The sequence below is a fragment of the Buttiauxella agrestis genome, from assembly GCF_900446255.1.
Classification (GTDB): Bacteria; Pseudomonadota; Gammaproteobacteria; order Enterobacterales; family Enterobacteriaceae; genus Buttiauxella; species Buttiauxella agrestis.
The window spans coordinates 954,764-975,402 of record NZ_UIGI01000001.1; the positions used below are offsets into that span (position 1 = coordinate 954,764).

Below are 20,639 nucleotides of genomic sequence, written 5' to 3' on the forward strand. Positions count from 1 at the left end.
CGAGGATAACGTAATGTCTGTAGTTTTGACCGATGCCTGGCTGCAACGCTTTGGCGGCACGGCCCGTTTGTATGGCCGTGATGCTCTGCAACTGTTTGCTGATGCGCATGTTTGCGTAATTGGCATTGGGGGCGTTGGCTCATGGGCCGCAGAGGCGCTGGCTCGTACCGGTATCGGCGCGATTACGCTTATCGACATGGATGATGTGTGTGTCACTAACACTAACCGCCAGATTCATGCCTTGCGGGACACTGTCGGCCAGGCCAAAACCGAAGTGATGGCGGCGCGCATTCGTGAAATTAACCCGGAATGCCGCGTCACGGTGGTGGATGATTTTATCACTGCTGAAAACACCGCCCAGTTGCTTAATCAGGGTTTTAGTTATGTGATTGACGCCATCGACAGCGTGCGCCCTAAAGCCGCACTGATCGCGTATTGCCGTCGTTATAAGATCCCATTAGTGACAACCGGCGGGGCGGGCGGGCAGATCGATCCTACGCAAATTCAGGTTTCCGATCTGGCGAAAACGATTCAGGATCCGCTGGCGGCAAAACTGCGTGAAAGATTAAAAAGCGATTTTGGCGTGGTGAAGAACAGTAAAGGCAAGCTGGGGATCGATTGTGTGTTTTCCACCGAAGCACTGGTTTACCCGCAGGCTGATGGTTCGGTCTGCGCAATGAAAAGTACGGCTGATGGCCCGAAACGTATGGATTGCGCCTCTGGATTTGGTGCGGCAACCATGGTCACCGCCAGCTTTGGTTTTGTGGCGGTATCCCATGTTTTAAAGAAAATGATGGCGAAAGCGGCGCGAATTCAGACTGCCTGAGCCGCAACGTGCACGGCTTGCGCTAATGCTGCCAGTCCGCTGCTGCGAGACGCGCTTAATTGGTTACGCAGCCCTAAATCGTCAAACAGTGCGAGTGGGTCTTCATTCAGCAACTGTTCAGCTGTTTTCCCTTCAATGGCGGTGAGCAACACCGCCAGCAAACCCCGAACGATTCGCCCTTCGCTGTCACCATAAAAATGCAGCGTGCCATTCGCCTGAAGAGAATGCCCTAACCAGACGCGGTTTTCACACCCGGCAATTTCGATATTTTCCTGCTTTAAATCAGCAGGCAGCGCCGGAAGCTGCTTCCCTAAAAGAATCAGCTGGCGGTATTTATCTTCCCATTGCTGCAATGGCGCAAACGTAGAACGCAGGTTATCGGCGGTAATTGAAGTGCCAAAAGGGTGACCGGCTAAAAATCCACTTGTCATTTAATCCCCCAGAATTTCCAGTGCATTGTCGATGGCTTTAATCAGGGCATCGACGTCGCTTTGTGTATTGTATGGCGCAAATGAAGCACGCAAAGTGCCGCTGACACCTAACGCGGCGAGCAACGGTTGCGCACAGTGCTGCCCGGCGCGCAGCGATATTCCGGCTTCGGCCAGCAACGTCACCATATCGTTATGGTGAATATCGGCGAAATCGAATGCTAACAGGCTTGAGTCCTGGCAGCGGAAACTGCGAAAACCAGGGCGTTTCGCCAGCTCGGCTTCTGCAAGTGTTGCAAGCCCACGGCTATAAGCCTCAGCTTCTTGTAAATCAACAGAGTCCAGCCACTCAAGAGCGGCACTCAGGCCAATCACACCCGCGACGTTTGGCGTACCGGCTTCAAAACGATACGGCACTGGCTGAGTTTTGAATCCTTCAAACGAGACATGAGTGATCATCTTGCCGCCGCCAAGCCACGGCGACATCTCTTCGAGCAACTCAGTTTTACCGTACAGCGCACCGATGCCGGTCGGGCCGTAAAGTTTGTGTGCCGAGAAGGCGTAAAAATCGATATCCAGTGCTTGTATATCCGGTGGGCAATGGACCACACCTTGTGCACCATCAACCATAACCACCGCGCCCGCTGCATGAGCAAGCGTAATCGCTTTTTCCAGATTCGGGCAGCCGCCTGTGACGTTAGACATTTGGCCTAACGCCAGAATTTTTGTGCGCGCGTTAAGAAGCTCAGGGAGTTTGCTTAAATCTGCGAGGTAATCTTTGCCCAGCGGCAATTTTACAATCTTCGCGCCAGTCTGCTCTGCGACCATTAACCACGGCACAAAGTTTGCGTGATGTTCTGCTTCGCTAACGATAATTTCGTCGCCGGGTTGTAGACGCGGACGGGCATAACATTGCGCCACGAGGTTAATGGCTTCAGTGGTGCCACGCGTCCAGACAATATCTTTAGCGCATGGCGCGTTAAGCAAACCAGCCACGCTATCGCGAGCGGCTTCATATCGTTCTGTCAGGCGTTGGGCTTCGGCAAATTGACTGCGATGAACATTCCCGGCGCTCAGGCTATAAAACTGCCTGGTGGCTTCAATCACCGCGAGGGGTTTAAGTGTGGTTGCTGCGCTGTCGAGATAGACACCGGCATCAGCCAGAGCCGGAAACTGGCTGCGAAATTCGGCTGGATTAAATGATTTCATGATTTTCCTCGTATCCAATGCCGCCGATCGTCGCGCATTTGTCTTAATCGCACAAGGAATACGTAACCTTCGGAATAGTCTGCTTAATCTGGCAAAGTCCGAAAAGACGGTTATGCTAATTAATGTTAGGTGAATCTTTCACCGTGTTTATTTTGAAGTACAAATCAGCATTAAACGCTACTAAGGAGAAGAATATGAACAAGGCAGCCGCAGCAGTATTAGCAGGTGTTATGGTTTTTGGTCTTTCAGCATGTTCAGGCCCTAATTACGTGATGCACACTAACGATGGTCGGACTATCGTAGCCGATGGCAAACCGCAAACCGATGAAGATACAGGGATGATTCAGTACAAAGACGCTAATGGGAATAAACAGCAGATTAACCGTACTGACGTGAAAGAGATGGTTGAGTTAGATAAGTAAATTTAGAGCAAAAAAAAGCACCGCAATTTGCGGTGCTACATTAATCACTATGGACAGACAGGGTAAATGTACAGGAAGTGAAAAAGGGGTAGCTAAGCTACCGGGGTCTGGAATGCCAGACCAATTGCAAACACAACAACACAACATCACAACCGTAAGCCAAAAGCCCTCCGAAACACGCATTTCAGATAACTTTTCGTTCCGGCTCAGGAAGTGACGCCACTATAGGTATTTGCTGGTGCATCCTCAACGGACAATTTATAATGGCTCAGATAAAAAAAACTAATAGGTTAACTAAGTTCACCTGTTTGTTAATAGACTTTAACATTTAAGCCAATCAACTATGTCCAAGCGTTTGCCACCTTTAAATGCCTTACGGGTATTTGACGCCGCTGCTCGTCACCTGAGTTTTACTAAAGCGGCCGATGAACTGTTCGTGACTCAGGCCGCCGTCAGCCACCAGATTAAGTCGCTGGAAGATTTCCTCGGCCTTAAATTGTTCCGCCGTCGGAACCGCTCTTTGCTGTTGACTGAAGAGGGGCAGAGTTACTATCTGGACATCAAAGAGATTTTTTCGCAGCTCACCGAAGCCACGCGTAAGCTACAGGCGCGTAGTGCAAAAGGCGCCTTAACTGTTAGTCTGTTGCCGAGTTTTGCCATTCATTGGCTCGTCCCTCGTCTTACTAGCTTTAATACAGCTTATCCGGGAATCGATGTCCGAATTCAGGCGGTTGACCGTCAGGAAGATAAACTTTCGGATGATGTCGACGTTGCGATTTTTTACGGGCGAGGAAACTGGCCTGGCTTGCGTGTGGAAAAATTATACGCAGAATACTTGCTACCGGTCTGCTCACCAATGCTGTTGACCGGCGAGAAACCGATTAAAACACCTGAAGATTTAGCGCATCATACTTTATTGCATGATGCGTCTCGTCGTGACTGGCAAACCTACACGCGCCAGTTGGGGGTGAGCCATATTAATGTGCAGCAAGGTCCAATCTTTAGCCACAGCGCGATGGTGCTCCAGGCTGCTATTCACGGGCAAGGTATTGCGCTGGCAAACAATGTGATGGCGCAATCGGAAATTGAAGCGGGACGTTTAGTTTGCCCGTTTAATGACGTGCTGGTGAGTAAAAATGCCTTTTATCTTGTTTGTCATGACAGTCAGGCAGAACTGGGTAAAATAGCGGCCTTCAGGCAGTGGATTCTGGCGAAAACAGCGAGCGAACAAGAAAAATTCCGTTTTCGTTACGATCAATAAGCAACCTTCGCGCAGGCACTGTGCTGCGCCTTCACTTTAGGGTTACACCATGACCAGCCGTTTCATGCTGATTTTTACCGCAATCAGCGGTTTCATCTTTGTTGCTCTCGGGGCCTTTGGGGCGCATGTATTGAGCAAAACGCTTGGTGTTGTGGAAATGGGCTGGATTCAAACCGGCCTCGAGTATCAAGCGTTTCACACGTTAGCCATATTTGGTCTGGCCGTTGCCATGCAACGCCGGGTCAGCATTTGGTTTTACTGGAGCAGCGTTTTTATGGCGCTCGGTACTGTTTTATTCAGCGGCAGTCTTTATTGTCTGGCGCTGTCACACTTACGCCTGTGGGCGTTTGTTACTCCGGTCGGCGGGTTTAGTTTTCTCGCTGGTTGGATCTTGATGTTGATTGGTGCAATGCGCCTGAAACGTAGGGGCGTAAGCCATGAATAAAGTTATTTTGTACTGCCGACAAGGCTTTGAGAAAGAGTGCGCGGCAGAGATTACCGATAAAGCGGGCCAGCGCGGCGTGTTTGGTTTTGCACGCGTGAAAGAAAACAGCGGTTACGTGATTTACGAATGCTATCAGCAAGATGACGCTGACAAACTGGCGCGTGAATTGCCGTTTCGTGATCTGATCTTTGCTCGCCAGATGATCGTTGCGGGTGAACTGCTAAAAGATCTTCCACCGGAAGATCGTATTACACCCATTACCGGAATGTTGACGGGCGTGGTTGAGAAGGGCGGCGATCTGCGTGTTGAAGTTGCTGACACCAATGAAAGCAAAGAGCTGATGAAGTTTTGCCGTAAGCTGACGGTACCGCTGCGTGCCAGCCTGCGCGAAGCCGGGATCCTCACCAATTACGAAACGCCAAAACGCCCGGTGGTGCATGTGTTCTTTATCGCACCTGGCTGCTGCTACACCGGTTATTCCTACACCACGAATAACTCGCCTTTCTATATGGGCATCCAGCGACTGAAATTGCCTGCTGAAGCGCCAAGCCGTTCAACCCTGAAACTGGAAGAAGCATTCCATACTTTCATTCCGGCGGATGAGTGGGATGAGCGTCTGGCGAACGGAATGCATGCCGTTGACCTTGGAGCCTGCCCAGGCGGTTGGACTTACCAGTTAACGCAACGCAACATGTGGGTTTGCTCCGTTGATAACGGCCCAATGGCACAGAGCCTGATGGACACCGGGCAAGTGACCTGGTTGCAGGAAGATGGTTTTAAATATAAGCCAACCCGCAACAACATCTCCTGGATGGTCTGCGACATGGTTGAGAAACCAGCGAAAGTGGCGAGTCTGATGGCTACGTGGTTAGTGAACGGCTGGTGCCGCGAAACCATTTTCAACCTCAAGTTGCCAATGAAGAAGCGCTATGAAGAAGTGTCACAAAACCTGGCATTGATTCATGAAAAACTGGCAGAGCATGGTATCAGCGCGGAAATTCAGGCGCGCCAGTTGTACCACGACCGTGAAGAAGTGACTGTGCACGTGCGCCGTATGTGGGCCGCAGTGGGCGGTCGTCGCGACGAGCGATAATCACCTTCATTCAACCCTCTCCCTAAAGGAGAGGGTGTTCAGCCCGGCAATCTCAACTGCTGTAAATTCCCATCAAGCTGTAAATCTGTCTGCAACTGCGCCACCTGGCGGCTGATAAACGCACTTTCACGATGTTGTTCTAACTTCTTACGCCATTTCTCGGGCACTTCCTCTAATCGTTCATACAGCGTTTCGAGCGTTGAAAACTGATTGATCAATTGTGTGGCGCTCTTCGGCCCGATACCCGGAACACCAGAAATTTTACTGCTGCTGATTCCCGCAAGCCCCCAGAAGTCGCCCAGTTGCGCAGGCAACACACCGTATTCCTGCGCAATAAATGGTGCATCCAGCCAGCGTTTCTGAAAGTAGTCGCGGATTTGAATGTTCGGTGCGAGCAACTGGCAGAAACCTTTGTCGGTGGAAACAATAGTCGCGCGGTGCCCGCTTGCCGCAATTTTTACCGCAAGTGTGGCGGCAAGATCATCAGCCTCGTTCCCCGCAGAATGCCAGCAGGCAACGCCTCTTTTAGCGAACGCATCTCGCAATACTGGCATTTCCTGATGCAAGGTATCTGGCATTGGTGTGCGCCCCGCTTTATAGTCAGGCAACACCTGATGCCGCCAGCCTTCACGGCGGTCATCGTCGTCAAACACGGCGACAGCATGCGTGGGCTGACTATGGGTAATCAGCGCATCAAGAGCGTGCAGGCAGGTATCAACGCAGGGTGAGCCTTGAACCGCATGAATACGGCGTATTAAGTTCAGGGCATCAACGATAAGTAAATGAATCATCATGGGTATTTCGCATTCAACATTCTCTTGATGCACAGTAACATTTCTGCGAGACGACCGCGAACGCGGGAATTAAATTCAGGAAAGCGGCTCGCAATATTATTGTTCTGAAAAGCATTGCTAAGTACTTAGGTTGCTATATATATTTTAAACGAATAGAAAAATCAGAGACAACAACATGAGTAATAGTTCACACCTCGCACATCGCATCCAGGCCTTACAACCGTCAGCCATCAGAGAATTATTGAAGCACAGCAAAATGCCAGGCGTGATTTCTCTTGCCGGCGGCATTCCTTCCAGCGAATTGTTTGATAAAGAAGGGCTGGGAATTGCGACGCAAAAAGTGGTCGCCGAGAATTTTAATGACGCGTTCCAGTATGGCCTGACCGAAGGCAATGTTGAACTGCGTCAGCAATTGGTTGAACTGTGCCAGCAACGTGGGATTACCACCACTTCAGAACAGTTGCTGATCACCTCTGGCTCTCAACAGGCGCTGGATTTGCTGATGCGTGCGTTGGTGAACCCTGGTGATGTGTTTGTGGTTGAGCGCCCAACTTATCTGGCGACGCTGCAAATTCTGAGCCTGAACGAAGCCGATGTGAAATCCGTGGGTAGCGATGAGCACGGAATGATTGTCGAAGAACTGGAAGAGTTGCTGAAAACGACGCGTATTAAAGGCGTTTATATTGTTCCGACTTTTGGCAACCCAAGCGGCACAACATTGAGCGCCAGCCGCCGTGAGCAACTGGTCAAACTGGCTGAAGAACATCACTTCGTGATTGTTGAAGATGATCCGTACGGCGCGATTAGCTTCACTGACACTCACGAGAAAACGCTTCTGCAAGTGGCAACAGAGCGCGGCAGTCAGGAAAACGTAGTTTATACCTCGACGTTTTCTAAAATTCTGGCACCGGGTTTGCGCGTAGGCTGGATTGTTCTGCCGGAATGGATGAAGCAAAAAGTCGCCATCATTAAGCAGGCCACAGATTTACACGCCAACTCTTTTACGCAATCACTGGTATCTGCCTATCTCACACTCGACAGGCTTGACCCGCAGATTGAGCTGATTCGCGAAGCGTATAAGAAGAAATGCCTGAGCTTGTCGAAGTATTTGCATCAGGAATTAAACGAGCACATCAGCTTTAATCAGCCGCAGGGTGGGATGTTCTTGTGGGCCTCTTTCCGCTACGAATTTGATACCACCCGTTGGTTGCAACAGACGCTGGAAAAAGGTGTGGTGTATGTGCCTGGTGAATTCTTCTTTAGTGATAATGCCGACAAGAAAACGTTACGTTTCTCTTATGCAACGGCAACAGAAGAGCAGCTCTATGATGCGGTACAACGCTTAAAAGCGGCGCTGTAAGACGAAAAAATGGAGCCGCAAGGCTCCATTTTTGTATTAACTGTTTAACGATTAATGTGAAATCTCCACCACATCATCAGTTTCATTCTTTTGAGCGACTTTCCCACCCATACGTCTTGAATACAGTGCGGTAATGATTGGCACCAAAATCGCGGTCACAATCACGCTTGCTGCAACCAGCGCGGTCGCTGAAGCGGCGACTGGCTCAAATGCCGGGTTGATTTGCGCAATGATAACCGGGTTAGCCACCGCAGCGCCTGCTGCGGAAGAGGCTGCAATACCCGCCGTACCGTTGCCGCCACCAATATATTTATCAGCCAGAATCAACGGAATACCGGTGATGATGATAACGCCCACGCCCAGCATGATACCCAGCAAGCCGGTGTGCATAATCACATTCAGGTTGATGGTGTTACCCAGGGCAAAGCCAAAGAACGGAATCAACACAGGCGTTGCTTTGCTAAAGAATGCACGTAAATCGTGGTCCAGGTTACCTAATGCAAAACCAATCAGGAAGGGCAGCACGGCACCGATAAAGTGGTGTGGTTCAAAGGAAGCCAGACCCGCAGAACCCAGGATCACCATGGTCATGAGTGGGCCAGATTCCAGAGACATCAGAACGAATGCACCTGATTCTTCTTTAGTGCCGTACTGGTTCATCAGACTCGCGTACAGGCCGCCGTTGGTCATGTCCATCGCAGAGACGAGGGCCAGAACGGATAAACCAGCGAACATGCCGGTCTGAATCCCACCTTCAGGGATAAAGGACGCGGCAATCATAGCCACGACCCAGGCCACAGCAATTTTGGTCAGCACCAGGGTGCCGGACTTGCGCAAAACGGTACCCGTTGCACGCAGATCAATTGAGGCACCAATACAGAAGAACCAAACCGCCAGAATAGGAACGGTGCCGCTTATCATCCCTTTAGTAAACGAACCAAAATAAGCACCGGTGTCAGGAGCGAAGGTATTTAGTATGGCTCCAAGAATCAATGGAACCAGCATCATCCCGCCGGGAATACGTTCAATAGTAGCTTTGATCTTCATGGTAAATCCTCTTCATCCTTTCATCCAGGACTGCGTGTGAATGAAAGAATTACGTAACAGTAAGCGGTTGAAAAACTTTGTTTTCCCAGGTTTTGTTATGCTTTGGTCGACTTGCTTTTTTGCTCTTTGCGGCAAATAGCATTGACCTGGAGACAGGATTGACGCGGGTTGTGGCCCACATGCTTCTTTCTCTGAATGAACTATCCACTTACTGGAACTGCAATTCAATCAAATTGAAACGATATTTCAATTTGGATCACATTATTTATATAATCAGGTGATAAACTGTCTATGTGGTGCGGTTAAATGTAGATGACTTGTGATTAACTCTATTTTAATTGCTAAATTATTATTAATAGTAACGGGCGTGATTGTGTTTCCGCCTGGTATTTTCAGCCTTGAAAGGAAAAGTAATGGATATTCGTCAAAGCATTCATAGCGATCACGCAAAAACCCTGGATACTGCCGGTTTACGTAAAGAGTTTCTGATTGAAACCATCTTTACTGCTGACGAGTACACCATGACCTACAGCCACATCGACCGCATTATTGTCGGTGGCGTCATGCCTGTTACGCGCACGGTGAGTGTTGGCGGTGAAGTCGGTAAGCAGTTGGGGGTGAGCTATTTCCTCGAGCGCCGCGAGTTGGGTGTCATCAATATCGGCGGTCAGGGCACAATTACGGTTGACGGTACTTGCTACGAAATCGGCACTCGCGACGGTTTGTACGTCGGTAAGGGCGCTAAAGAAGTGGTGTTCGCCAGCATCGACCCTGCAAACCCGGCACGCTTCTACTACAACTGTGCTCCGGCACACACCACTTACCCAACCAAGCGCGTGACACCTGCGGACGTTTCTCCAGTCACACTGGGCGATAGCGTTACCAGCAACCGTCGTACTATCAACAAGTACTTCGTTCCAGATGTGCTGGAAACGTGCCAGTTGAGTATGGGTCTGACTGAACTGGCGCCAGGTAACCTGTGGAACACCATGCCTTGCCATACACACGAACGTCGTATGGAGGTCTATTTCTACTTCGGTCTGGAGCAGGATAGCTGCGTATTCCACATGATGGGCCAGCCGCAAGAAACCCGTCACATCGTGATGCAAAACGAGCAAGCGGTGATTTCCCCGAGCTGGTCAATTCACTCAGGCGTGGGTACGCGCGCGTATACGTTTATCTGGGGAATGGTGGGTGAGAATCAGGTGTTTGACGATATGGATCATGTGAAGGTTGGCGATCTAAGATAAGAAGCCGCTATAAAAAAACCCGCTTCGCAGCGGGTTTTTGTTTTTAATCGCAGGACACTTTCATCGCCAGGCCACCGCGTGATGTTTCGCGGTATTTGGCGTTCATGTCTTTGCCGGTCTCGTACATGGTGTCGATAACCTTATCGAGGCAAACGCGTGGTTCGCTGGTACGACGCAAAGCCATACGTGCCGCATTCACCGCTTTTACCGCTGCAATCGCATTACGCTCAATGCACGGAACCTGAACTTGTCCGGCAACCGGGTCGCACGTCAGACCGAGGTTATGTTCCATCCCAATCTCAGCCGCGATGCAAACCTGGCTTGGGCTGCCGCCCAGTAATTCCGCAAGACCCGCAGCTGCCATGGAACAGGCAACACCGACTTCGCCCTGGCAACCCACTTCAGCGCCTGAAATCGATGCGTTCATCTTATACAGAGAACCAATTGCGCCCGCCGCGAGGAAGTAACGCGCACAGGAGTTTGTATTAACTTCACGAATGAATTTGTCGTAATAAGCCAGTACCGCCGGAACAATACCGCATGCACCGTTAGTTGGGGCGGTGACAACGCGACCACCTGCCGCATTTTCTTCGTTTACCGCCAGCGCGAACATGTTAATCCAGTCGACAACGGCCATTGGGTCCGAGTTGTTCTTATCACTGCTGACCAACATTCTGCGTAATGCCGCAGCACGACGTGGCACTCGCATTTTGCCTGGCAGCACGCCTTCGGTGGTGATGCCACGTTCAATACCGCTGCGCATGACATTCCAGACGTCAGCAAAGTGCGCGTCAATTTCAGCCTGCGAACGTATAGCTCGCTCATTGAGCATCATCAAACCAGACAGCGAAAGCCCGCTTTCTTTGCAATGACGCTGCAAATCAGCGGCACTTTTATAAGGATAGGGCACTACAACCTGCTGGGACTCTTCCACGCCAAAATGGGCTTCATCAACGATAAAACCGCCGCCGATGGAGTAATACGTTTGGCTGTAAACCACTTCACTTCCTGCCAGCGCCGAAATACGCATGCCGTTTTCGTGCAGGGAAAGATTATCTTCGTGGAAGTTCATGCAGCTATCGACCGGGAATTCCACTTCATGCTGGCCGTTTGCCAGCAACAGGCGACCGTGAGTATTCACGTCCTGAATAAAATGTGGGATGGCGTCGATATCAACAGTGTCCGGCATATTACCCGCCAGACCCATAATAATGGCGATATCGGTATGGTGACCTTTACCGGTGAGAGAGAGTGAACCGTATACATCAACGACGACTCGCGTGACGTTGCGCAAAATCCCTTGCGCGATCAAATCGCCTGCGAATTGCTTACCGGCTTTCATCGGGCCGACGGTATGGGAACTGGATGGGCCAATACCGATTTTGAAAATATCGAATACGCTAATCATGTTGCGTCCGTTGCCTGAGTAACTTTAAGAGAAAAAACCGCCTGCAGGAGGCAGGCGGTTTATAACTTTTAGATGAACAGCGAGTATAGAGAGTAAGAGATGGCGGAAATAGCGACCAGACCCATAATTACCACAAATACATTGCTGATATGGCCGCTGTATTTGCGCATTGCCGGGACTTTCTGAATCGCGTACATCGGCATCAGGAACAGAATCATCGCGATGATTGGGCCGCCCAGAGTTTCAATCATCCCCAGAATGCTTGGGTTTAGGGTGGCAACAATCCATGTTGTCACCAGCATGAAGATAGCGGTGATGCGGTTCAGTTTGCTGATTTCAATAGTTTTGCCTTTACCGCGCAGGGATTTGATAACCATCCCGTTGAAGCCTTCACGAGCGCCCAGATAGTGGCCGAGGAAGGATTTGGTAATGGCAACAATCGCGATAATCGGTGCCATCCAGGCAATGACTGGCGCGTTAAAGTGGTTAGCCAGGTAAGACAGAATAGAGATGTTCTGTGCTTTCGCTTCGGCCAGGTTTTCCGGGGAAAGGCTCAGTACGCAGCTGAATACGAAGAACATCACGGTAATGACCATCATGATGTGCGCAAAAGACAGGATGCGGGAACATTTCTTCTCAGCTTCGTCGCCGTACTCGTTACGTTTTGCAACCGCAAACGCAGAGATGATAGGCGAGTGGTTAAAGGAGAACACCATTACTGGGATTGCCAGCCACAGCGTCATCCACAAGCCGCTGCCGGTTGCAGGAGATGCAGCTGCACTAAATGACAGGGAATCAAACGCCGCGCTGCTCCACTCAGGGATCAGGTATAACGCCAGAGCCATCAAAGCCGCAACAAACGGGAACACCAGGATGCTCATCGCTTTAACGATCATCTGCTCACCGAAACGAACGATGGTCATCAGACCCACAATCAGGATCAGAGACAAAAGCGCACGCGGCGGAGAAACCATACCCAACTGATGCGTAATAAAGCTATCAACGGTGTTAGTGATAGCGACGCTGTACACCAGCAAAATTGGGTAGATAGCAAAGAAGTAGAGCAGGGTAATGACTTTACCTGCGCCCACACCGAAGTGCTCTTCTACAACTTCAGTAATGTCTTCACCAGGGTTTTTACCTGACAGCACAAAGCGAGTCAGACCACGGTGAGCGAAGAAAGTCATTGGGAACGCAAGAATTGCCATGATGAACAGCGGGATCAGGCCGCCAACACCGGCGTTAATCGGCAGGAATAAAACGCCAGCCCCAATTGCGGTGCCGTACAAGCCCAGCATCCACATGGTATCGGACTTGCGCCATGAACTTTTGCTTTCAACCGAGGCAATACTGCCGGTTTGTGTGGTTTCCATCTACTACTTCTCCAAAGGAACATATTGATTCGAAAACTGAGTCAATCGCGATGCCTTGCCAATGACTGTTGAAATTTAATGCTGGTAGCGGGCGATTTTATAGTAATTTTGGCCAGTGATAATCAGCGGGCGGAAAGATACATTCATGTTGTCAATTCATCAGTGATCAAGATCTCAAATGTAAGAATCCACTGCTTGTGTGGTTTTTGGCAGATTTTCACTCTGCATCTGATATTTTGTTTGATATTTACACCCTGTAATTACGGGTATTATAGATAATAAACCGTTGTTTCAGTCTGTGTGTACAGGGTAATTGTCTGTATGTGCAGGGTTTTTTAGCATGGAATTGAACTGAGACATTAGTTTACGTGAAGATGTTTATGCTGATACGGGTAACATGGAAGTGGGCGATTTTAACGGGGAAAATGAGAAATAAATATGGAAATAAAAAAGGGCGGAGTCGCTCCGCCCTGATGATTCAGGTGCAAATCTCGTAGCAAGGAATGTAAGCGCTGCCTGGTAATTTCATGCGGTGCTGGGCAACAAAGCCCTGAAGCAGGTCATCCATGCGTCGCATCATTTGTGCGTCGCCGTGAATTTTGTACGGGCCAAATTGTTCAATGGCACGTATCCCGCCCTCTTTTACGTTACCCGCAACAATACCGGAAAACGCCCGGCGCAAAGAGGCCGCCAGTTGCTCTGCGGGTTGATCCGGATAGAGCTTGAGATTGGCCATATTTTCATGGGTTGGCTCAAACGGCATTTGTAGATCAGGGGCAATACGAATCGACCAGTTGAAGCTATAAGCATCGCCCGTTTCGCGGCGATTCTCTTTCACTTTTGGCATGGCCTTTTTCATCTGACGTGCGACTTCAGCCGGGTCGTCGATAATGATTTGGTAATGACGACGCGCCTGTTCACCCACCGTGTTGACGATAAACTCGTCCAGCACGCGGAAGTAATCAGCGCTCTCTTTCGGCCCGGTCAAAATCAGCGGTAATATCTGATCGTGGTTATGCGGGTTCATCAAAATGCCGAGCAGATAAAGCAGTTCTTCTGCTGTACCCACGCCACCAGGGAAAATGATGATGCCATGCGCGATTCGCACAAACGCTTCGAGGCGCTTTTCGATATCCGGCATGATTATCAGTTCATTTACCAACGGGTTTGGTGGTTCTGCGGCAATGATTGACGGTTCCGTCATACCAATAAAGCGGCTTTCTCTATAACGTTGCTGGGCATGGCCCACCGCTGCACCTTTCATCGGTGCTTCCATGGCTCCAGGGCCACAGCCGGTACAAATATTGAGTTCACGCAGACCGAGTTGAGTACCGACACGACGTGCGTAGAGGTATTCGTTTTCGTTGATCGAGTGCCCGCCCCAGCAAACCACCAGGTTTGGCGCTTCGCCAACATGCAATGCACGAGCATTACGTAGAATAGAAAACACCATATTGGTGATATTTTCGGGGTCTGCCAGGTCGAGGTTTTGGAAGCGCCCAGCGGTGGAAATCTGGCCGTTCACGAACAAAATGTCGCGTAGCACGGCAAACAGGTTGGCTTGCAAAGCCCGGATGATGCGACCATCAACAAACGCATCATCAGGTGGATTAATCAGTTCAAGTTTGACGCCACGTTCGCGGCGCAGCACGTTGATATCGAAGTTTTTGTAACGCGATAACAGCTCTTTACTGCTATCGGTCTGGCTTCCTGAGTTAAGTACGGCAAGTGAACAGTTGCGAAACAGTTGATAGAGGTCGCTGCTGGCCGTGCGTTTAAGCATATCGACTTCCAGCTGCGACAACATATCCATTGAGCCTAACGGGCTAATATGTGTAATCAAGTTAACTCCTTACGAAGCGTAAAGTGCCGCTCCCAATGATTACAATAGCCCTGGCATGTTCAATTTAACAACCTGAAAACAATAATCCTTCCGCAGGCTGCGAGGCGTTTCGCACTTATTGACGAACCAGGCGGCCAAATGCCGGATGGAAATCGGTATTGGTACGCCACGGGTTAATGTCCAGACCGCCGCGACGAGTATAGCGTGCATAGACGCTGAGACTCTCCGGGCGGCAGAATTGCTGAATATCATTAAAGATGCGCTCAACGCACTGCTCATGGAATTCGTTGTGCTGGCGGAATGACACCAGATAACGCAGCAATTTTTCCCGGTCGATGCGCGGGCCACGATAACGAATTTGAACGGAACCCCAATCCGGCTGGTGGGTTATCAGGCAGTTGGATTTCAGCAGATGGCTCACCAGGGTTTCATCTACGATTTCGTCGCCCGCCGCACCGCTCAGGTAATTGGCGTTGAATTCGTAGTTATCGATAGTGATATTTTGCTCATCTATACAAACCCCAGTGAATGCCGCGATTTCCTGCCCTTCGAGCTCATGCAGACGGAACAACACTACGCTGACATCCCCTTGTGCGCAGGCGCTTAAATCACGCTTTAGCGTCTCCTGCACCGTTTCCCAGTCTGCAAATTGGGTCTGATTAAAGCTGTTCAAATAGAGTTTGAAGCTTTTGGACTCAACCAGATTCACACTGTTCGCATTGAGTTGGACATGGCCTACGGCGACCTGCGGCAAACCGTTACTGTTCAGCCACGACAGTTCGTACAGCGTCCAGATATCACCGCCGCTGAATGGCAGGTTATCTGCATGTAAGCCTAATGGGTCGCGGTTCAGGCTGCGGGGGACGGCCTGGAGTAAAGACGGTTGGTATTGATCCTGGTAAGCGGTTGGCTTACCCAGCGTCAGGCCACTCAGTGCCTGGTGGTTTTCATAAGACATGTGTCACCGATAGAATGCAGGTACAATTGGTTCCTATTGTACCGCAGCCTTGAGGGAGTGAGAAATTGGTGGATAACGAAGTACGTCAGGCGCTGGAAGATTTCACTGAGCGCTTTTGCCAGGCCTGGCGTGAACAAGCTGATGGCTGGCCTGCAAGTGAAGAATTATATGGTGTGCCATCGCCGTGTATCGTGACGACAACCGGTAACGATGTGCGCTGGCAGCCACAGCCTTTTACTCCTGCAAACGATCTCAGCGCGGTAGAGCGGGCGATGGATATTGCCTTGCAGCCAGGCGCGCATCAGTTTTACACCACCCAATTTGCCGGCGACATGCCTGCGACTTCGGGCAACCAGGCGTTAACGCTGTTGCAGGCGTGGAGTGAAGACGATTTCCAACGCGTACAAGAAAACTTGATTGGTCATCTGGTCACTCAAAAACGCCTGAAGCTTTCGCCGACGCTGTTTCTGGCCACCACACCAGATGAAATGGAAGTGGTGTCTCTGTGTAATCTTACCGGTGAAGTCGTACTGGAAAAAATTGGCACCAAACAGCGTATAACCCTCGCCCCTTCACTGAATGTGTTCCTGCAAGGCTTACAACCGCAGGTCATTTAAGCGTTAATTGCTATCAGTCTTGTGAGAGATCTCTTACACGAGTTGTAAGAGATCTCTAACTTTTCATGCAGAGCTTTGATGTCGATAAATTGAATAATTCTTTTATATCAATTGGTTGTGTTGTTTATCGTCTGCTTTTGAATGAAAGTTATCGTAAGCTTTGGTTGTGAGTGGGTTGTCAGAGTGAACGAAATAGAGGATTCTATGTCCGTCGACAGGACGTCGGGAAGTGAAGGAGACATTAGGATGATGTCACTTCATTGAAGAAGTGGAACACACCAGGATGGTGTTGCAAGGAAGGCTTCTGGACGAAGCAAGGATCACTCAGGAAGAGTAAGGGACACCTCCAGGACGGAGAATGAGAGCCGAATCAGGAACATTCGGTGGGTCTGGAAGACCAAAGGATTATGCATCAGGACGATGCCGGAACACCTCAGGATGATGGTAGCAGGACGCGAGTACGACGGATTGTAGGTCAGGAGACCGCTGGACATAGTTGTCACGGACGAGCAGGGAGCACCAAAAGTAGCCGGATTAGCTGCGAAACGAACCGGGAGCACTGTTTATACAGTGCTCCCTTTTTTTATGCATTTTTTCGCTCAGCCCAAGAAGTGATATGCTTGCCGGCTTCTTTTGACTGATGCTTGAGGTTTTCATGGAACGCCACGCGCTGGTTCGCCAGCATCTACACATCATTGAACAGGTTTTGCGTGACCACCAACTTTGGCAGGGTTGTGCGCCAGGCTCTGAAGCCTTTGAAAGCACCCAACCGTTTTGCTTAGACACCATGCAACCGCATGAATGGCTGCAATGGGTACTGATTCCCCGCATGCACGCGCTGATTGACGCAAAACAACCATTGCCTGCTGATTTTGCCCTCGCTCCTTATTATGAAATGGCGCTCGATGCGGCGCATAGTGGACGTGATCCGCTGTTAAAAGCCCTGCAAGAACTTGATGCGCTGTTTGCGAGCGACAAATCCTGATGCTGGAAATTATTTATCAGGATGAATGGCTGGTTGCGGTCAACAAACCCTCGGGTTGGTTAGTTCACCGAAGCTGGCTGGACCGCCATGAAACGGTCTTTGTGATGCAAACCGTGCGTGACCAAATTGGCAAGCATGTGTTTACCGTGCATCGCCTCGACAGGCCAACATCTGGCGTATTGCTGATGGCCCTTTCCAGCGAAGTCGCACATTTGTTATCTCAGCAGTTTGAAAATCACCAAATTCAAAAGCGCTACCACGCGGTGACTCGCGGCTGGCTTGAAGATGAAGCGGTGCTGGATTACCCGTTGGTGGAAGAGCTGGATAAAATCGCCGATAAAAAAGCGACTCAGGATAAAGAAGCGCAGCCAGCCGTAACGCATTATCGTGGGTTGGCGACCGTAGAAATGCCGGTCCCGGTTGGTCGCTATCCAACCGCACGCTACAGCCTGGTTGAGCTGGAGCCTAAAACTGGGCGCAAGCACCAGTTACGCCGCCATATGTCGCACTTACGCCACCCCATGATTGGCGATTCAAAACACGGCGACCTGCGCCAGAACCGCGCTGCGGCCGAACATTTTGGCTGCCAGCGGTTAATGCTGCACGCAAGCCAGCTTTCGTTAAACCACCCGGTAACAGGCGAACCGCTGTGCCTTCGCGCCAACCTTGATGACACCTGGATGCAGATGATGTCACAGTTTGGCTGGAGCGGCTTATTGAGTGACATCGAAAAGGTTGAGTTTGTGGCAAGCAACGGCCAGGATGAATAATACCGCCGTAACGCAAGGAGTTAACTGATGGCCGAAGTAGGGATTTTTGTAGGAACAATGTATGGAAACTCGCTGCTGGTTGCAGAAGAAGCCGAAGCGATTTTAAAAAAGAATGGTCATAAAGCCACCGTTTTTGAAGATCCTGAGCTTGCTGACTGGCAAAAATTTAGCGACCAGTATGTATTAATTGTGACTTCAACAACCGGCCAGGGCGATTTGCCAGACAGCATCGTTCCTCTGTTTCAGGCGATAAAAGACAAAATCGGATACCAGCCTGAATTGCGTTACGGTTTGATTGCGTTAGGTGACAGCAACTACGAACATTTTTGCGGGGGCGGAAAGCAATTTGACGCCTTGCTGCAAGAGCAGGGTGCGAAACGCATCGGTAATGTTTTAGCCATTGATGCCAACGATCATCCAGAACCTGAAGCGGTTTCTAATCCCTGGGTTGAGCAGTGGGTGACGTTGTTAAAGTAACGGACTGAAAAACAAGGCGGGTAGAAGTCACCCGCCAAAATCTATGTGCTTTGCTCCTGCCTGAGCGACGGGCTTTATATCTTCGTATTACTCATTCCGCAACAAAATAGATAAAACCCTTACCTTAAAGATATAAACAATCACAATGTTTACCCTTAATAATTCATTAACAATGTTAATGTTTGAAGTGATTATTCTGAGTGGTATTTGTTTGTTGTATTTAATATCGCTTATTTATTCGCGGGATTTATGTTTTTGTCGCTATTTTATCTAAAAAGTCGGGATGAATTCTGAATGTTAGGATTTTTCTCTAAAATAAATCTTCTTTTATATTCGTATTCTCTAAGATGCCGTCACAACCTATTTAGCTTAGATATATAACAGGATGTTATTGTGCGCGCTTTTTTTGCTCCGTCTGTTGCGGTGTTCATTTTTTTGTTCTTGCCAGCAGCCGCTCTGTCTGCGGTATTACCTAAAGATCAGGAGCTAATTCTTCAGCAAGAAAGGCAGCGCGCACGTGAGGCAGCATTAGCGACTCCAACACCAGAGGTTCGACTTTCAGCCCCCTCGGTTTCATTTAGCCGTATTCAGTTCCCTGAAGAAACGCCTTGTTTTCCCATCAATAGCGTGGAATTGCAAAACCGTGATGAATTTCCCCATTGGCTGCCCTTGCAGAAAATAGCCAATCAGGCGATCGGGCACTGTATTGGTTCCACGGGAATTAATCTTATTATGACCGCAGTGCAAAACCGTCTGATTGATAGCGGATATATCACTGCGCGAGTTGTTGCGCCGCAACAGGATTTAAAAAGTGGGAATCTACAATTAGCCATTATTGCGGGGAAATTACGCCATGTATTGCTGACTGCACAAAGTGGGCAATACGTCACGCTTTATAGCGCATTCCCGGCTCACGAAGGTAACCTCCTGGATTTGCGCGATATCGAACAAGGGCTTGAAAATTTACAGCGAGTCCCGACCGTGCAGGCCAGCATGGAAATTTTGCCAGGGGAAAACCCAGGCGAAAGCGATATTGCCCTGAGCTGGCAGCAAAGCAAAATGTGGCGTGTTGGGTTGTCGCTTGATGACTCAGGTTCGCGCAGTACCGGGCGATATCAAGGTGGGGCAACGGTTTACGGTGACAATCTGCTTAGCCTGAGCGACACACTTTATCTTTCCGCAGGGACTTCCCTGTTTGCACCAGATGGCAAAGGCACTCACAACTATACCGGCCAATATTCTCTGCCTTTTGGTTACTGGGCAACCAGCTTTACTGCCAGTAACAACAGCTACCATCAGACCGTTGCAGGCTTGAATGGTGATTATCGTTACAGCGGCGAAAGCAATAATCTCGACTGGCAACTTAGCCGCGTGTTGCACCGCAATGCCAGCCAGAAAACCTCGTTCACTTACGACGTCATTGCCCGCGATTCAAAAAACTATGTTGATGGCACTGAAGTTGATGTTCAACGCCGCCAGACGGCCGCCTGGAAAATCGGTCTCCAGCATCGCCATTACATCGCCGCTGCTACGCTCGATGCGGGTATCAGCTACCAGCGTGGAACGCGTTGGTTTGGCGCAATTCCTGCCTCGGAAGAGTATTTCGATGAAGCCACCGCGTTGAGCAAAATTCTGCAAATCAACGCCCAGCTTGATGCGCCATTCACTCTTGCCACACAGAACTTCCGCTACAACGTGCAGTACCTGCGCCAGATAAGCGACACCCGCCTGACGCCGCAGGATCAATTCTCCATCGGTGGGCGCTGGACGGTACGTGGGTTTGACGGCGAGCGCACGTTGAGCGCCGATCGCGGCTGGACCGTGCGCAACGATCTCTCCTGGCAAACACCGATTCCAAACCATCAACTCTATCTCGGCGTGGATTACGGCGAAATCGGTGGTCACGGTAGCGACTACAACCTGGGTAAACATCTGGCGGGTGGTGCGCTGGGCATGCGCGGCGGTTTACTCGGGGCGAGCTACGACATGTTCGCAGGTATTCCCCTTTCTAAACCAAGCGGCTTTACCACCGACCCGGTGACAGTGGGCTTCAACCTGAACTGGCAGTACTGA

Annotated in this window: 20 protein-coding genes; 12 read left to right on the plus strand and 8 right to left on the minus strand. The window is 50.1% G+C overall.

All coding sequences use genetic code 11. The annotated features are described in order from the left end of the window. Positions 1 to 13: 13 nt before the first annotated feature. The gene (gene tcdA / locus DY231_RS04595; protein WP_115627445.1) at positions 14 to 826 is read left to right on the plus strand and encodes a tRNA cyclic N6-threonylcarbamoyladenosine(37) synthase TcdA; all 813 of its coding nucleotides are present in this window, start codon (positions 14 to 16) and stop codon (positions 824 to 826) included. On the opposite strand, the gene csdE is transcribed toward tcdA, so the two are convergent. Continuing rightward, the gene (gene csdE, locus DY231_RS04600; protein WP_115627446.1) at positions 814 to 1,257 is read right to left on the minus strand and encodes a cysteine desulfurase sulfur acceptor subunit CsdE; all 444 of its coding nucleotides are present in this window, start codon (positions 1,255 to 1,257) and stop codon (positions 814 to 816) included. The two genes, tcdA and csdE, sit on opposite strands and share 13 nt — an antisense overlap. After that, positions 1,258 to 2,463: a cysteine desulfurase CsdA gene (gene csdA, locus DY231_RS04605; RefSeq protein ID WP_115627447.1), complete on the minus strand. Its 1,206-nt coding sequence runs from the start codon at positions 2,461 to 2,463 to the stop codon at positions 1,258 to 1,260. It lies immediately after the preceding gene. A 194-nt stretch (positions 2,464 to 2,657) separates the two neighbouring features. Here csdA and DY231_RS04610 point away from each other — a divergent pair, with 194 nt between their 5' ends. The 4 genes from DY231_RS04610 to rlmM all read left to right on the plus strand — a co-directional run bounded on the left by DY231_RS04610 (position 2,658) and on the right by rlmM (position 5,684). Next, positions 2,658 to 2,885: a YgdI/YgdR family lipoprotein gene (locus DY231_RS04610; protein WP_115627448.1), complete on the plus strand. Its 228-nt coding sequence runs from the start codon at positions 2,658 to 2,660 to the stop codon at positions 2,883 to 2,885. A 343-nt stretch (positions 2,886 to 3,228) separates the two neighbouring features. Continuing rightward, positions 3,229 to 4,146 (plus strand): glycine cleavage system transcriptional regulator GcvA, encoded by a 918-nt coding sequence (gcvA, locus tag DY231_RS04615; protein WP_034498034.1) that lies wholly within the window; start codon positions 3,229 to 3,231, stop codon positions 4,144 to 4,146. Positions 4,147 to 4,195: 49 nt separating this feature from the next. Further along, the gene (locus DY231_RS04620) at positions 4,196 to 4,591 is read left to right on the plus strand and encodes a DUF423 domain-containing protein (protein WP_034498032.1); all 396 of its coding nucleotides are present in this window, start codon (positions 4,196 to 4,198) and stop codon (positions 4,589 to 4,591) included. Next, positions 4,584 to 5,684 carry a 23S rRNA (cytidine(2498)-2'-O)-methyltransferase RlmM gene (gene rlmM, locus DY231_RS04625; RefSeq protein ID WP_034498030.1) on the plus strand — a complete coding sequence of 367 codons (1,101 nt, stop codon included), beginning with the start codon at positions 4,584 to 4,586 and terminating at the stop codon, positions 5,682 to 5,684. Before DY231_RS04620 ends, rlmM begins: the two co-directional genes overlap by 8 nt. Before the next feature lie 38 nt (positions 5,685 to 5,722). Here rlmM and xni read toward each other — a convergent pair whose 3' ends face one another. Further along, entirely contained in the window at positions 5,723 to 6,478 is a 756-nt protein-coding gene (gene xni, locus DY231_RS04630; protein WP_115627449.1) for a flap endonuclease Xni, read from the minus strand. A 175-nt stretch (positions 6,479 to 6,653) separates the two neighbouring features. On the opposite strand from xni, the gene DY231_RS04635 reads away from it, so the two are divergent. Continuing rightward, positions 6,654 to 7,838, plus strand: a complete 1,185-nt coding sequence (locus DY231_RS04635; protein ID WP_115627450.1) for an aminotransferase-like domain-containing protein — start codon at positions 6,654 to 6,656, stop codon at positions 7,836 to 7,838. A 51-nt stretch (positions 7,839 to 7,889) separates the two neighbouring features. Here DY231_RS04635 and kdgT read toward each other — a convergent pair whose 3' ends face one another. Continuing rightward, on the minus strand, positions 7,890 to 8,885 hold the full coding sequence (gene kdgT, locus DY231_RS04640; protein ID WP_115627451.1) for a 2-keto-3-deoxygluconate transporter: 996 nt from the start codon (positions 8,883 to 8,885) through the stop codon (positions 7,890 to 7,892). 413 nt (positions 8,886 to 9,298) lie between these two features. Here kdgT and kduI point away from each other — a divergent pair, with 413 nt between their 5' ends. Further along, the gene (gene kduI / locus DY231_RS04645; protein ID WP_115627452.1) at positions 9,299 to 10,135 is read left to right on the plus strand and encodes a 5-dehydro-4-deoxy-D-glucuronate isomerase; all 837 of its coding nucleotides are present in this window, start codon (positions 9,299 to 9,301) and stop codon (positions 10,133 to 10,135) included. A 43-nt stretch (positions 10,136 to 10,178) separates the two neighbouring features. On the opposite strand, the gene DY231_RS04650 is transcribed toward kduI, so the two are convergent. The 4 genes from DY231_RS04650 to queF form a co-directional block, all read right to left on the minus strand. Further along, the gene (locus tag DY231_RS04650) at positions 10,179 to 11,543 is read right to left on the minus strand and encodes an L-serine ammonia-lyase (protein WP_115627453.1); all 1,365 of its coding nucleotides are present in this window, start codon (positions 11,541 to 11,543) and stop codon (positions 10,179 to 10,181) included. 68 nt (positions 11,544 to 11,611) lie between these two features. Further along, the gene (locus DY231_RS04655; RefSeq protein ID WP_115627454.1) at positions 11,612 to 12,916 is read right to left on the minus strand and encodes an HAAAP family serine/threonine permease; all 1,305 of its coding nucleotides are present in this window, start codon (positions 12,914 to 12,916) and stop codon (positions 11,612 to 11,614) included. A 478-nt stretch (positions 12,917 to 13,394) separates the two neighbouring features. After that, positions 13,395 to 14,759 (minus strand): nucleotide 5'-monophosphate nucleosidase PpnN, encoded by a 1,365-nt coding sequence (gene ppnN, locus DY231_RS04660; RefSeq protein ID WP_115627455.1) that lies wholly within the window; start codon positions 14,757 to 14,759, stop codon positions 13,395 to 13,397. Between the two features lie 115 nt (positions 14,760 to 14,874). Beyond that, positions 14,875 to 15,717, minus strand: a complete 843-nt coding sequence (gene queF, locus DY231_RS04665) for an NADPH-dependent 7-cyano-7-deazaguanine reductase QueF (protein WP_115627456.1) — start codon at positions 15,715 to 15,717, stop codon at positions 14,875 to 14,877. A gap of 68 nt (positions 15,718 to 15,785) precedes the next feature. Between queF and syd the strand changes: the two genes are divergently transcribed. The 5 genes from syd to DY231_RS04690 all read left to right on the plus strand — a co-directional run bounded on the left by syd (position 15,786) and on the right by DY231_RS04690 (position 20,639). Beyond that, a complete protein-coding gene (syd, locus tag DY231_RS04670; RefSeq protein ID WP_115631765.1) occupies positions 15,786 to 16,334 on the plus strand; it encodes a SecY-interacting protein in 549 nt (182 codons plus the stop codon). A 655-nt stretch (positions 16,335 to 16,989) separates the two neighbouring features. After that, positions 16,990 to 17,319, plus strand: coding sequence for a YqcC family protein (locus DY231_RS04675; RefSeq protein WP_115631766.1), 330 nt, complete (start codon positions 16,990 to 16,992; stop codon positions 17,317 to 17,319). Next, on the plus strand, positions 17,319 to 18,089 hold the full coding sequence (gene truC / locus DY231_RS04680; protein WP_034498013.1) for a tRNA pseudouridine(65) synthase TruC: 771 nt from the start codon (positions 17,319 to 17,321) through the stop codon (positions 18,087 to 18,089). The genes DY231_RS04675 and truC overlap by 1 nt, the downstream gene beginning before the upstream one ends. A gap of 27 nt (positions 18,090 to 18,116) precedes the next feature. Next, complete coding sequence (locus DY231_RS04685) at positions 18,117 to 18,566, plus strand: flavodoxin (RefSeq protein ID WP_115627457.1); 450 nt, start codon at positions 18,117 to 18,119, stop codon at positions 18,564 to 18,566. A 393-nt stretch (positions 18,567 to 18,959) separates the two neighbouring features. Next, the gene (locus DY231_RS04690; RefSeq protein ID WP_370511278.1) at positions 18,960 to 20,639 is read left to right on the plus strand and encodes a ShlB/FhaC/HecB family hemolysin secretion/activation protein; all 1,680 of its coding nucleotides are present in this window, start codon (positions 18,960 to 18,962) and stop codon (positions 20,637 to 20,639) included.

Coding starts and splice junctions, on each gene's coding strand:
- tcdA (WP_115627445.1), top strand. CDS start 14: ATGTCTGTAGTTTTGACCGATGCCTGGCTGCAACGCTTTGGCGGCACG.
- csdE (WP_115627446.1), bottom strand. CDS start 1,257: ATGACAAGTGGATTTTTAGCCGGTCACCCTTTTGGCACTTCAATTACC.
- csdA (WP_115627447.1), bottom strand. CDS start 2,463: ATGAAATCATTTAATCCAGCCGAATTTCGCAGCCAGTTTCCGGCTCTG.
- DY231_RS04610 (WP_115627448.1), top strand. CDS start 2,658: ATGAACAAGGCAGCCGCAGCAGTATTAGCAGGTGTTATGGTTTTTGGT.
- gcvA (WP_034498034.1), top strand. CDS start 3,229: ATGTCCAAGCGTTTGCCACCTTTAAATGCCTTACGGGTATTTGACGCC.
- DY231_RS04620 (WP_034498032.1), top strand. CDS start 4,196: ATGACCAGCCGTTTCATGCTGATTTTTACCGCAATCAGCGGTTTCATC.
- rlmM (WP_034498030.1), top strand. CDS start 4,584: ATGAATAAAGTTATTTTGTACTGCCGACAAGGCTTTGAGAAAGAGTGC.
- xni (WP_115627449.1), bottom strand. CDS start 6,478: ATGATGATTCATTTACTTATCGTTGATGCCCTGAACTTAATACGCCGT.
- DY231_RS04635 (WP_115627450.1), top strand. CDS start 6,654: ATGAGTAATAGTTCACACCTCGCACATCGCATCCAGGCCTTACAACCG.
- kdgT (WP_115627451.1), bottom strand. CDS start 8,885: ATGAAGATCAAAGCTACTATTGAACGTATTCCCGGCGGGATGATGCTG.
- kduI (WP_115627452.1), top strand. CDS start 9,299: ATGGATATTCGTCAAAGCATTCATAGCGATCACGCAAAAACCCTGGAT.
- DY231_RS04650 (WP_115627453.1), bottom strand. CDS start 11,543: ATGATTAGCGTATTCGATATTTTCAAAATCGGTATTGGCCCATCCAGT.
- DY231_RS04655 (WP_115627454.1), bottom strand. CDS start 12,916: ATGGAAACCACACAAACCGGCAGTATTGCCTCGGTTGAAAGCAAAAGT.
- queF (WP_115627456.1), bottom strand. CDS start 15,717: ATGTCTTATGAAAACCACCAGGCACTGAGTGGCCTGACGCTGGGTAAG.
- DY231_RS04675 (WP_115631766.1), top strand. CDS start 16,990: ATGGAACGCCACGCGCTGGTTCGCCAGCATCTACACATCATTGAACAG.
- truC (WP_034498013.1), top strand. CDS start 17,319: ATGCTGGAAATTATTTATCAGGATGAATGGCTGGTTGCGGTCAACAAA.
- DY231_RS04685 (WP_115627457.1), top strand. CDS start 18,117: ATGGCCGAAGTAGGGATTTTTGTAGGAACAATGTATGGAAACTCGCTG.